Raw genomic sequence first — 12,475 nt, 5'->3', positions numbered from 1 at the left:
GTTGCAACCGGCGGGCAACGCGGCGAGCGCCGCGCCGCGGGTCGTTCATGCGGCGAAGGACGCCGAACTGCTGATGCGTTGTCCTGGCAGCCCGTCGAACAGCCCGGTCGAGCCACGGGGCCGCCACAGCGGTACCGGGCCCGCGCCGGGCACGGGGTCGAGCGCCAGTTCTGCCGCCCGTTCCGCGGAGTCGAGAGCCCGCTGGACGACCATCGCGTTGGCCACGCTCTGGGCAACGCTGCCGACCGGCCGCACGCCGAACTGCACGGCGTCGGCGAAGTCGACGAGCTCCGCGCGGTAGCCGTCGTCGACACCGCGGAAGACTGTCGTGTGCGTGGTGGCGTCGGCGCCGCTACGCGTCACGCGGCGCTCCGCGGCGGATCCGGCGAGCACGAGCACGCCCTCGGTGCCGTACAGCCGCATCTCGTTGGGCTCGGGCGGCACCGGGATCTCGGGGTAGGAGGCGGTGTAGTTGCCGATCGCGCCGTCGGCGAAGACGAGGTTGAGCACGAGGTCCGACGGTGCGTCGATCGTGCTGTTGGCCGCCTGCACTGCACCGTGCACCCGCGCGATGTCGCCGCAGAGCAACCGGATCTGCGCGATGTGGTGCACGCCGGCGTCGAGGTGCACGCCGCCCCGGTACTGCGGCCGCTGCCGCCACGGCGTGCTGGCGAACCTGCCCTCGCGGGGCACCATCTGGCCGGCGTGCCGCCACGCCATCAGGTGCAGCCGACCGATCGCGCCGTCGTCGACCAACGCGCGGGCGTGGCGCAGGTCGTCGCGGTAGAAGAAGTTCTCGCCCACCATGAAGGTGCGGTCCGGATGCCCGGCCGCCAGTGCGAGGAAGGCCGCGGCCTGTGCCGCGTCGACGCCGGCCGGCTTCTCGCAGAGCACGTCCTTGCCGGCCGCGAGCGCGTCGCGCGCCACCTCGTACAGGTGCGGGATCGGCACCGAGACCAAAACGGCGTCCACGTCGTCGCGGGCCAGCAACTCGGCCCGGTCCGCCGCGGCCCAGGCTGGACCGGCCCCGCTGTAGTCGGCGAACCGCCTGCTCTGCTCGCCGGAGGAGTCGGTGAACGCGGTGACCACGTACCGGTCGGCGAGCCCGCGTAACGCGGGCCAGTGCAGCTTCTCGACCGCCAGTCCGGTGCCGATCAGCCCCAGCCGGATCGGCGGGATCGTAGGTGCTGCCATGCCTCGTCCGTCCTCGTCATTGGTTCCGGATGTCGGTCGTGCAGTGCGCTAGCGCCGCCGGGCGGCCTGCCTGGTCTGCTGTTCCTTCTCCGCGATGAGCGCGGAGTTGTTGCGTAGGTGCTTGCGCATCGCCGCGCGGGCACCCGCCGGGTCGCGCGCCACGAGCGCCTCGTAGATCTCCGTGTGGTCGTTCGTGGCCTTGCGCAGCGCGGCCGGCGCCTCGTTGGTGATGCGTCGGCTGGCCGTGCCCAGCCAGCGGGCCGAGTACATGATCCGGTCGAGGATGCGGTTGTCGGCCGCCCGGCAGATCTCCATGTGGAACTCGTGGTCGACCTCGAGGTAGGCGTCGGGATCCGCCTCGAGCTCCGACATGCGGTCGATCTCGCCGGAGAGCCGGTCCAGGGTCTCGTCGGTGATGCTGCACGCGGCCATCGCGGCGAGCTCGGGCTCCAGCAGCACGCGCAGCTGGTGCAGCTCCTGCAGCAGCTCGTTGACGATCTCCTCGGGCAGCCACTCGATCAGCAACGGGCTCAGGTAGTCCCACTCCGCGCGGGGACGCACGACCACGCGGCGGCCCTGCGCGACGTCCACGATGTCGAGCGAGGCAAGGATCTTGAGCGTCTCCCGCGCCACCACACGGGACACCCCGAACTCCTGGGAGATGTCGAGCTCCGACGGGGCCCGGCCGTCCGCGATCTCGCCGCTGACGATGCGCCGGGTCAGGTGGGCCGCCACCTGCACCGGGAGAGTCCGGATCCTGACGTCCGGAGACTCTTGTCTCCCTTGCATGTCATCAGCTTATCGGACAAGCTGGAGATCGCGACAGTCCCTTCCTGTGCACGACCCGGCGGCGGGAGAGCAATGCGGATTGTGAACGTCACGACGGCAGTGGTGGCCTATCACGGCCAGGCCACGCTGATCCGGATCGATACCGACGAGGGCCTCAGCGGGTTCGGCGAGGCCAATCCCGACGCGGGCGCGGGCGCCGTCGTCGGGATGATCGAGTACCTGGCACCCCTGCTGATCGGCGAGGACCCACGCAACGTCGAGCGGTGCTGGGAGAAGCTGCGCCGGAACAGGGTTTTCGCGGGTCCCCAGGCCGGGGTGTTCGTGATCGCCCTGTCCGGCATCGAGATCGCGCTGTGGGACCTCGCGGGCAAGGCCGCCGGCCAGCCGGTCTACCGGTTGCTCGGCGGCAAGTTCCGCGACCGGATCCGCCTCTACGCCGACTGCGGCGACGGTGACGACCCGGCGGGTTCGATCGCCGGATGCGTCGACCGGGCCCAGCGGATGGCCGCCGAGGGCTTCACCGCCATCAAGTTCGACATCGACAACCTCCACCACCCCGCCAAGTTCGACGCCTTCAACCACACGGTCAACGCCGCCGAGCTGCGATCGATGGTCGAGCGTGTGGCGGCCGTCCGCGAGGCGATCGGCCCAGACGTCGACCTGGCCATCGACCTACATGCCCGCTACGACGTGCCGAGCGCGTGCCGGATCTCGTGGGAGCTCGAACCGTTCAACCTGATGTGGCTGGAGGAGCCGCTGCCGGCGGAGAACATCGACGCGCTGGTGCGGGTGCGCGCACAGACCCGCACACCGATCTGCGCGGGCGAGAACCTGTACCTGCGTTGGGGATTCCGCGAGCTGCTCGAACGCGGAGCCGTCGACGTCATCGAACCGGACGTGCCCAAGTGCGGCGGCCTCGCCGAGGCCAAGAAGATCGCCAACCTCGCGGAGATGCACTACATCCCCTTCGCCCCACACCTGGTGTCGACCCCACTGGGCACGATGGCCACCTCACACCAGTGCGGAGCGATCCCCAACTTCTTCGTCCAGGAATGGCACGCCCTGGAGGAACGCGCGGTGTGGGACAGCTACGTCCACGCCCCCGACGGAAGCGGCTCGATCGTCAAGGACGGCTACATCACGCTTCCCGACACCCCCGGCATCGGCGTGGAACTCGACATGGACGGCGTCCGGGCACACGCCGTCGCGGGCTACGGCGTGTTCGAGTAGCGGCTGCCCTGTCCGGCGTTCTCAGGACCTCGGAAGTCCTGGAACTCGTGCTCGCGCTGAGCACAGGCCGGGCTTTTCCAGGTCGGTCCGAGCCTGCGCGGCGAACACGCTCCATCTCGTCCTCGGTCGCGACCCGATCCTGACCAGGCCTCGTTTATTATGGTGCCCACGTCGCATCCAAGGGGGGATCGAGCATGCCGACGAGAATATCGGTAACGGTGAAAGGGCCAATCGGCCTGGATGAACCAGACCAAATGCTCGCCGATCTGACGCGCGAAACCGATCTTCCTTGGGAGCAGCACACGGTGGACGACGGGGATGTCCTCTCCGTTGGACTCGTGGACATCATCCTGGTCGCCGTGGTCACCAAGAGCGCCGAGATGACTCTGCAGGCCACGGTCGATGGCGTCAAGAAGGTCGTGAAGCGCTGGCGTGCGGCGCGGCTCGACCCCCCGGAGACCGTGATCGACACCGAGGAACTGCCCGACGATCGGTCGGACCGCTGAGATGAGGCGCCGGGCGGTGGTGATCGGGCCGTATGAGTACGGCACCGATTCCGGAATCGATGGTTACTCGTGGATCGGCGCGAGTGCGCACGAGTACGGTGAACTGCTGACCGGGGATCCGATGTGGGGTCCGGGCTCCTGCCGGGTGCTCGAGCCCGCGGAACTTCAGACCGCCGACGGTGTCATGGCGGCCCTCCAGGAGGTCGCGGACCAGACCGAACCGGACGACGTACTGCTCGTCGTGTACGTCGGCCATGGTGCGTACTGGAGCGACCTGCCGGGCGGCCAGGTCCATTTCTCGGTCGGGTCCTCCCAGAAGGACAAACCGTGGACCTGGCTGTCGAGTTGGTACATCTACCGGACGATGCGGGGGAGCCGAGCGAACCTGAAAGTCCTGATCGCCGACTGTTGCTACGCGAACCTGCTGCCACAACTGAGCGAGAAGTCCGCCATACCGGAGATTCTCGGCAGACTGGACCGGGGTACCTGCGTGTTGACGGCGACTACGGACGCGCATCTCATGGACGCGAAGGGGTGCTCGAACCTGCCCGGCCGGTTTCCCGGGTGCACGCCGTTCAGCGGACATCTGATGAACGTGTTGTCGAATGGCACCACGGATTACGAGAGTCAGCTCACCCTGGGCATGGTGCGCGACGCATTACGCGACGAAATGCAGAACTGCCAGGATGCGGTGCATGACATGCCGAAGATGCTGCTGAACAACGCGCGAGAACGCGAGCCGCTGTTCACCAACCACATGGATCCCGAGCGCCGCAACGACGCGCCGGTGATGCCGGTGGGACCCGAGGACTGGGCCCACCGCCTGAGGCGGGACAGCCGGCTCAGCCTGAGCTTTCTGCTGCGGGACCCGGGCACAGCCGGTGACGTCGTCGCCCACCTCTACCAGACCACCGACGAGGCCAACCGGGATATCGCGCGGAACATCCATGACGCGGCGAACAACAACTACACCCCAGACGAGTTCGCGCGCTATTGGAACCGGGTGGAGCCGACATTACGAGCGTGAACAACGGCGGAGCGACCAGAGAAGACGTGGGCGAAGAATGGGGATTCGCCTACGACTGGGTGCACACGGCGAGCATCGAGAACTTCATCGAGCGAATCACCGCGTTGCGCAAGGGTGAGCAACCTCGAACGTCGACGAGTGAGAGACCTCAACCCGCCGCCGCGATCCGTGCCCTGCATGTGTTCGGTCGAAAACGACCGGTGGCCGAACTCATCGAGTCCGCCCAGCTCTTCGAGTCCCGGGACGCGGTCAACGTGCTGGCCACGGCCGCCTTGTGCCGGAACGTCAAGGAGGCGGCTCAGCTCGCGATCGGGCAGTGGCAGGCCGAGTGCGCCACACGCGCCGAAGGCACTCCCCTGACCGACGGCGTCATCCACGACGTCGCGTGCCAGCGGCCAGCGCTGGACGTCGCCGTGTTCGTGCGGGAGTGCCGCCGCGCCGACAAGGGAAACCTGGCCGAGCAGACGCTGCGTATCTTCGCCGGCACGAGATCGGGCCGAACGAACATCGACAAGGCGCTGCTCTACATCGCGTTGCGCGACGAAGACTGCGCCGAAGACGCCGGCAACCTTCTCAAGCACTCGCTCGAAGCGATCGATGAGAACAGTCTGCTACCGGACGAGACCGACCCCGTCGAGCTTCACGATCTCGTCGGTGCGTTGCGGCAGCTGAGTCCGACCGAGCGGATTCTGGAGGACTGGATCGACAAAGAGCTGAAATCACACGATCGATTCTCCATTACCGTGCGGCGCGTCAGTCGCCTCATCATCAGGAGCCCGGCCGACCCGCTGGTCGAATACGCGGGACTGCACTGGGGGCAACACGAACTCGTCGAGCTCTGCGAGCAGCTGTCGGAGCACGAGGAGAAATGCGCGAGACTGCGCAACCACCTGGCGTCACGCACCGATCCCAAGGAGCTGGCCGAGATCATCAAGACGTGGCAGCAGTCCGCGACGCTCGGCAGGACGCTCGCCGATCTCCTCATCGACATCGTGGCCATGGGTGCGGCACGGAAGAACGGGCCTCGTCCACTTCGTGAGCTCGACGAGCTGGACGGCTGGTTACGCAGCCTCAGGGCGGATCCGTCGTGCAACCGACAGCTGCGCTTCGCGGCGGCCGTACACGTCGAGGGCCGGTCCGGCACGGAGCTGGTCACGCTGCTGAGGAAGGTCGAGCACGGACGCGACCGGCCGCGCGTGGAGCACCTCGTCGGCGAACGGCTCGCGGCACGCGTCCTGAACTTCCCCGCCACCAGGGCCCACTTCGTCGAATGCCTCCAGCGGCTTCGAGAGGCGGGCCACGCCGAGGCCACCTACGTCGCGCGCCGGGAACTGGCCGACCCGTCGGGGACCGGCCCGGCACCAGGTGAGCTGGCGGAGCTGATCGCCGACATCGCCGCCGACCACTTCGGCAAGGCCCACGGCGACAAGGGAACCGATCTGTGGAAGGACGCCTGGGACCTGCTCGAACGCTGCCTCGAGAACGAGGAGCGGGTCCGCCCGAAGGACGTCGTGGCGGTCGTCCGGCGCCTGGTGGACGGAACCATGGACGAAGAGGACCGGCACCTGCTGCTGCGCGCTACGGTAGGGAGATGGTCGGACGTGGCCCGCCGCGAGCAAGCGGTACGCGAGCTCGAGAAGGCGGATCTCACCGCCGACGCGGCAGCGGTCATCCGCTCGTTGCTCTAGCCGGGATCGGCAACGTCGGCGGAACCTCGGCCATGTGGCTCATCGACATGGCGACCAGGCGGCGGAACGTCACGAACGCGAACCCGGCGACCAGAAGGCTCAGCCAGGGCTCGCAATCGACCCCGACCGTCGACTTGCCCAGCAGCGTCAACACCGCCAGCCCGCCCAGGTACCCGAGGAGAAGGGTCGCGGCGCGGGCGGCAGGGTTCGTCCGCCACTGGCGGAACAGCGTGACGTGTTCCTTGGTGTCGTACTTCCGCAGGAGGCGTCCGATCACCGGGACATCCCGTCGAGCCAGGAGCGGCAACCCGAACAACAGCACACAGCCGATCGCGATCACGAGCAGTCCGCGCCACAGGCTCGCCCAGCGGGCCCAGTACAGGAGCAACGCGATCGACACGAAGCTCGCGTGCGCCAGAACCTCCTGAACATGCCCCCGACGGTTCGAACCCACCTGAGGGTGGCCGGGGGCGCCGCGACGCAACGAGACCAGCACGACGCCCGGCAACGCGTAGACGACCAGCGTCGCCACGCTGATGATCGTGATAAGCGTCTTCCAGCTGCCACTGGTGACCAGCAGCAGGATCAGGCTCACCACGAAGTTGGCCAGCAGCACCAACCAGTAGACGTCGTGCGTCCGGTTGCCGAGCTTGATCGACGCGTGCCGTGCGGTCTGCAGGCCCCGGTGGGTGAGATGGGCGCGGCTGAGCGCGGCGACCTCGCGTGTCAGCGCGTTCGTGAACACGAGTCCGGAGCCCATCGGTGAAAGCAGAGCGTCGATCCTGATGAGTGGCGCGAGCCAGGCGAAGGATGCCGCGATGGCGAACTGTGTGTAGGGCGAGTCGAAGTTGACCCTCAACAGCTGGCCATGGTTGTGACCGAGAAAGACGACCTGGAGCGCGATGTACAGAATGATCGACCCAGCCAGGGTGCCGTACACCGCCCAACGCAGACGAGCCGCCTCACCGACTCCACGCCGACGGACGTTACCGGCCAGGTCCAACGGCGCCTGGAAACCGGTGTAGGCGTAGATCACGCCACCTCCCACCACCGCGGCGAGCGCGGCGTCGAGCCCGTTGCCCTCCCTGCCGGTCTGCTCGGTCAGCGCTCGGCCGTCAAACCCCGCCATGAGCAGCAGGACGACGATCAGCACGGGAACGAGGACCTTCCACAACGTGAGTGCGAAGTTCACCTTCACGAACAGGCGTTGGGCGACCAGGTTGATCGCGAAGATCACCGCCATGAACGACGCCGCGGTGACGAATCCGAACATGGTGGGCGTGTCCGTGGAACTGTCGAGCAGATTGGGATACCAGTAGGCCAGCCCCTTCGTCATGGCGGCGGCCTCGCTGGCGGGATTGGTCGCGTAGAACACCCACAGGCTTGCCGCCGCGATGATCGCGACGAGTGGACCGCTGCTCTGCAGCGGCAGGAAGATTAGCCCGCCGGTCTTCGGGGCGAAGGCGCTCAACTCCACCATGACGACCGCGATCACGATCATGACCGCGCCGCCGATCGCCCACGCCCAGATCGCGCCGAACCCGGCGGTCCTGGACGCCTCGGCGGCGGCGAACAGCCAACCGGAGCCGATCACTCCACCGACCGCCAAACCGACGAGGTCGAAGACGGAAAGCCTCCGCTCCTCCGCCCGGTCCTGCTCCTCGGGAATCGATCGCGCGAAGGTTGACGACACGTCTCGGACACTCCCCAGTACTCGCGACTTCGGGCAACTGTACTTCATCGGAAAGCGCACCCAGGGAAGGTTTGCGAACGCTTGAAGCACTTCCCGCAGTTTATGTTTGGTCCCTCCGTACCCGGCGGAACCTCAGCTCCCCTGTCGACGTGTAGTGGCGGAGGCCGCCGTTCCGCCTATACTTCGACGGTCGCCGCGCAGGGGTTGTCGAGGGGTTGAAGGCCGGTTGGCCGGAAGATTCACTTCCGACGGTACGGACGGCAGTGTCCGTGGCGGCGGGCAGGTGCCGGGTTTCGCTGTGGAGTCGCTTGCCGCTGTGCGGACTCTGGCCGAGTTGGGCGAGGTCCTGCAGGGGCTGCGGCGGCGGGACGCGCGGGTGCGGGACGACCGCAAGGCCAGTTATCGCGAGCTGGCCGCCAAGACGGGCTGGTCGCGTACGGCCGTGCGTGACTACATAACCGGGCAGACCCTGCCCTCCGCCGACCGGTTCGAGACGTTGTCCATCCTGTCGGGGGCCGGGCCGGGCCGGAAAAGCGGGTCGGCTGGCCGCCGTGCGGGACCGGGTCGCGGAGCTGCTTGGGGCACCGCCGGGCTCGTGCGGTTGGGCGGCCCGTCGGTCGTGGGTCGGGAGGACGAGGTCGCCGGGCTGCGGGCCGCGGCGAAGGCCGCCGCGGCGAAGGCCGCCGCGGCGGGTTCCGGTGGGGTGGTGGTCCTTTGTGGTGACGCCGGGATCGGCAAGACTCGGCTGGCCACGGAGGCGACTCGGCTGGCCACGGAGGCGACTCGGCTGGCCGCCGAGACCGGGCTCCGGGTACTGCGTGGGCGTGCCGCGACGCCGTCGGTGAAGTTCCGGGCGTTGAGCGAGGCGTTGCTGGCGGTGGTCGACTATCTCGTGGACAACGCGCCCACCGAGCCGTTCCTGCTGGTGTGCACGGCGCGGTCCCAACGCGGCGCCGTGAGCGAGGTGGACGAGACCGCGATCCGCCCCAGAACCGCGCTGCTGGCCGAGGCGAACGCCTCGCTTTCGACACGCTCAGATCCGGGTGACGCGGGTGGGCTCGGGGCGTCCGGCGGCATGGCCGGGTCGTGGAAACTCAGTCCAGCGCATAGGAGGCGATCCCGGAGGTACTGCCGGACCTGAGAACCACCACGTGCCGGTCGTCGATGCCGATCAGGTCGCCGGGGAGGTCGGCGGACGCGCGGGCGCCATCGCGGTCCACCGCCCAGGTGGTGTGGTGCGCGCGCACGAAGACGTAGCCGTCCCACACCGCGCTCACCTCGGTGTCGCGAAGATCCTTGGCCGGGGCGGGATGGCTCTGCCGGCTCCGCACGTCGAAGGTGACCAGCCGGCCCGACAGGCCCGCGTACGTGTCGAGCTGCTTGTCGAGCGTGCAGGCGATCACCGCGGTGTGGTCGGTGGCGCAGGTGGTGCGGGCACCCCAGTCCCAGCCCAGCCGGGTGATCTCCGCCCCGGTCGACACGTCGAGCACGACGGCTCTGTCCCGTGCCTCACCCGCGGCGCGTGCGTAGACGAGCGCGACACCGCCCGCCACGAACGCGACCTCCGACCGCGTGTACCGGTCGACCAGCGACCACACCTGCCTTCCCGACACGGCATCGAGGGCGACGAGCGTCGAGTCGTCCGCGTCCTGGTCCGGTTCCTTCGAGCTGATCTCGGCGAGCACCCGGTCACCCGCCACGAACCGGGGCCACAGCCCCGGGGCGTCCCAACGCGGCACGCCGGTGGTCGCGTCGAGTGCCCGCGTATGTGGCTGCTCGCCCAGCCGCACCACCACAAGGTGGTCGTCGGCGTCCGCGACGCCGTACTCCACCGAGGCGAGCCACAGTGGTTCGCCGTCGCTCAGCCGGAAAGCCGCCGTCGACTGCTCGCCGTCGGAGAAGAAACCCGCGAACAGCACGGTGTCGCCGCCGATCGTCGCGACGGGCGCTCGCCCGGTCGGGTTGAACGGGACAAAGTTCTTCGCGGTCGGGTCCGTTCGCGGCTCCCGGCTGGCCGTCCAGGCAGGCCGCCCGGTATCCGAATCCACGACGGCGATCGTGTCCGAGCCCCATTCGAGGAGCGTCAGCCCGCCGGCGAACCGTGCTGTTCGGAAGCCGCTCCGCAGGACGCCAGGCAGCCCGGCCGTGTCGCCGCGCCACAACGGTTCCGCCGACCACTCGAGCCGGTTCCCGTCCGACGGTGTTCGCGGCGTTGTCTCTTGTGGCGGCGGAGTCTCGTCACCGGTACAGGCGCTGAGCAACAACACGATGCCAAGAGCGAGTGCCGCGATCCCGCGCCGCATCATGAGGGCCACACCGGTATGTCGACGCGTTCCCGCCCGTCGCGGACCCGGTCCAGGTCGCCGGTGAGCGCGTTGACCTGGTTGGCGGTGTCCCACAGGAGCTGGTCGGCGGCCTTCAGGAACGAGGCCAGCTTGAAGTAGACCTGGTTCTCCGGGAGCTGTTTCGCGTTCGTCGTCTCCGCCGCGGCGGCCATCATCGCGTCGGCCACGCTGAACGCCACGCCGATCGGCGTCTTCGACTTGAGGTCCTTGATCCCGGAGAGCGAGATCCAGTTCCCCGGGTGCTCCTTGGCGATGTCGATGTTGTCGTTCCAGGCGTGGACCTGGTCGACCAGCTCGCCCATGAGGTTGTCGAGGTTCATCCTGGCGCCGTGGATCGTCGCGGCGTAGCGGATCAGGATCTCCGACAGGTCACGCAACGCCCGCTGGCGGAACTCGCCGTCACTCGCGTCCTGGGCGAACCACTTGCCGAGCGTCACGAACTTCGGTTTGGCCTCCGCCGCCGCGGTGCCGGTCCAGTCGTGCCAGATCGAACCCTCGGCCGTCGAGTCGGTCAGGAACACGCGGTTGATGTCGGTCCAGATCTTCGTCGTCTCGCCGGTGCGGGTGGCGTCCAGTGCCTCGACCACGTCCGCCACGTACCCGCCGTCGACGACGTCGAGCCTGTCCAGCTTCGTGCCGAGGTGATCGCGGAGCTTGCCGACGTCCTGCCCGGTCAGGATGTCCGCATGGTAGAAGAACTGCTCGATCGTCAGGTCCGGCTGCGGGTCCGACCGCGCGGAGCCCTGCAGGATCGAGTAGGCGTCGGTCCCTATCTGTTCACTGCCGCCGACCTCGTGCGAGGTGAACTCGCCGTCGTCCGGCGCGACCACGACGACCGCCGGGATGTCGAGGTAGCAGGGCGTGAAGTACGGGCTGATGGTCGACGGGTTGGCCAGGCTCCTGAGCATGCCGGCCAGCCGGGGGGCGTTGCCCTGCCGGAAGACGTCGTCGAGGTGGTCGACGTAGCCGGGGTCCGGCGCGTAGCTCCAGTCGCCGACGGTCACTGCTGCTCCCCGTCGAGCTGCCGGGCGATCGCGGTCATCCGGAGCGTGTTGCCCCGCTCCTCCGAGTCGTACAGGGCCGCGCTGTTCGTCAGCCGGTCGTGTGCCTGCTGGATGAAGAGCACGAAATTCTTCTCGTCGTCGATGTACTCGTCGAGCACTTCCCGGAACCGCTTGTCGAAGTAGCCGAGCCCGCCCTGGAACCCACCCGTCTTCCCGCGCCCGCCCACGAACGGCGTGTTCGCGGTCTCGCTCCCGACCTGCCGCACCGTCACCAGCCGGTCGTTGAAGAACTTGTGCGCCCCGTCGAGGATGGCCGCCGCGTTGCGTATCACGTCCGTGTCAGTCGCGTATCCCTCTGGCATGTTCGCCCCCATGACTGCTGCTTTCGGTGGCACGACTGTGACACAGCGCGCCGGGTCTCGCCGTTGGTTCGGGTGAACCGGTCAACGATCGGAAACTCCGCGCGTGATGGCAGAAGGCGCGGATACCCTGCGGCCGTGGAGTGCGAGCACGGTCCCGAAGACGACGAGAGCCTGGCGGTGTCCCTGGGCACCCCGGGCCGTGGAACGTGGGTGCGGCTGTGGAACCGGGCCGATCTGGGACGACGGCTCGATCAGGGCCTGCGCCCAGATCGGGGCGCCAGGGCTGTTGGCCACGGTGCACGGTGTGACACTGGCGGTCATGGGCGGCAACGACCTCGCCCCGTTCCTCGGCGGCCTGGCCGTGGGTCTGACCTGGGCGATCACACCGTGTCGGCATGAGGACGGCAACTGGACGGCCTCCGCGACCGTCGCCCTGGAGGCCGGAGCAGCTGCGCCGTCTCGCCGCCGAGGTCCACCAGTTCCTCCAACCTCTTGTGGCCGGCTGACTTCCACGCGTTCGCCTCATGATCGACGCGGCCATCCGTGGCGGTCCGGAGGCGGTGTGGGCCGCGAGGGCAGTCCGGCTGCCCGACTACTGCCCTCCTGGGCCTGACCTGTCGTGCCGGTGGGCAGGTAG

11 protein-coding genes are annotated in these 12,475 nt (G+C 68.4%); 5 read left to right on the top strand and 6 right to left on the bottom strand.

All coding sequences use genetic code 11. The features are described 5' to 3' along the window. Nucleotides 1-45: 45 nt before the first annotated feature. Both VET29_RS32605 and VET29_RS32600 read right to left on the bottom strand, forming a co-directional pair. The gene (locus VET29_RS32605) at nt 46-1,194 is read right to left on the bottom strand and encodes a Gfo/Idh/MocA family oxidoreductase (protein WP_324927891.1); all 1,149 of its coding nucleotides are present in this window, start codon (nt 1,192-1,194) and stop codon (nt 46-48) included. A gap of 48 nt (nt 1,195-1,242) precedes the next feature. Next, nucleotides 1,243-1,983, bottom strand: coding sequence for a FadR/GntR family transcriptional regulator (locus tag VET29_RS32600; protein WP_324927889.1), 741 nt, complete (start codon nt 1,981-1,983; stop codon nt 1,243-1,245). A 72-nt stretch (nt 1,984-2,055) separates the two neighbouring features. Here VET29_RS32600 and VET29_RS32595 point away from each other — a divergent pair, with 72 nt between their 5' ends. The 4 genes from VET29_RS32595 to VET29_RS32580 all read left to right on the top strand — a co-directional run bounded on the left by VET29_RS32595 (nt 2,056) and on the right by VET29_RS32580 (nt 6,434). Continuing rightward, a complete protein-coding gene (locus tag VET29_RS32595; RefSeq protein ID WP_324927887.1) occupies nt 2,056-3,213 on the top strand; it encodes a mandelate racemase/muconate lactonizing enzyme family protein in 1,158 nt (385 codons plus the stop codon). 194 nt (nt 3,214-3,407) lie between these two features. Beyond that, nucleotides 3,408-3,719, top strand: a complete 312-nt coding sequence (locus VET29_RS32590; protein WP_324927885.1) for a hypothetical protein — start codon at nt 3,408-3,410, stop codon at nt 3,717-3,719. 16 nt (nt 3,720-3,735) lie between these two features. Further along, nucleotides 3,736-4,746, top strand: a complete 1,011-nt coding sequence (locus VET29_RS32585) for a hypothetical protein (protein ID WP_324927883.1) — start codon at nt 3,736-3,738, stop codon at nt 4,744-4,746. After that, entirely contained in the window at nt 4,743-6,434 is a 1,692-nt protein-coding gene (locus VET29_RS32580; RefSeq protein ID WP_324927881.1) for a hypothetical protein, read from the top strand. The genes VET29_RS32585 and VET29_RS32580 overlap by 4 nt, the downstream gene beginning before the upstream one ends. On the opposite strand, the gene VET29_RS32575 is transcribed toward VET29_RS32580, so the two are convergent. Further along, nucleotides 6,415-8,127 carry an APC family permease gene (locus VET29_RS32575; protein ID WP_324927879.1) on the bottom strand — a complete coding sequence of 571 codons (1,713 nt, stop codon included), beginning with the start codon at nt 8,125-8,127 and terminating at the stop codon, nt 6,415-6,417. The two genes, VET29_RS32580 and VET29_RS32575, sit on opposite strands and share 20 nt — an antisense overlap. 316 nt (nt 8,128-8,443) lie before the next feature. Here VET29_RS32575 and VET29_RS32570 point away from each other — a divergent pair, with 316 nt between their 5' ends. Further along, nucleotides 8,444-9,268, top strand: coding sequence for an AAA family ATPase (locus tag VET29_RS32570; RefSeq protein WP_324927877.1), 825 nt, complete (start codon nt 8,444-8,446; stop codon nt 9,266-9,268). On the opposite strand, the gene VET29_RS32565 is transcribed toward VET29_RS32570, so the two are convergent. From VET29_RS32565 to VET29_RS32555, 3 genes are read right to left on the bottom strand one after another with little or no spacing between them, the layout of a single operon-like run. Then, nucleotides 9,222-10,430, bottom strand: a complete 1,209-nt coding sequence (locus VET29_RS32565; RefSeq protein WP_324927921.1) for a PQQ-binding-like beta-propeller repeat protein — start codon at nt 10,428-10,430, stop codon at nt 9,222-9,224. The genes VET29_RS32570 and VET29_RS32565 overlap by 47 nt on opposite strands. Further along, a complete protein-coding gene (locus VET29_RS32560; RefSeq protein ID WP_324927875.1) occupies nt 10,430-11,476 on the bottom strand; it encodes a hypothetical protein in 1,047 nt (348 codons plus the stop codon). Before VET29_RS32560 ends, VET29_RS32565 begins: the two co-directional genes overlap by 1 nt. Then, entirely contained in the window at nt 11,473-11,838 is a 366-nt protein-coding gene (locus tag VET29_RS32555; RefSeq protein ID WP_324927872.1) for a hypothetical protein, read from the bottom strand. Before VET29_RS32555 ends, VET29_RS32560 begins: the two co-directional genes overlap by 4 nt. Between the last annotated feature and the right edge of the window lie 637 nt (nt 11,839-12,475).

The organism is Actinophytocola sp. (assembly GCF_035634895.1).
GTDB lineage: Bacteria > Actinomycetota > Actinomycetes > Mycobacteriales > Pseudonocardiaceae > Actinophytocola.
The sequence above is the reverse complement of the archived record's forward strand: the minus strand, read 5'-3'. Positions and strand labels throughout refer to the sequence as shown.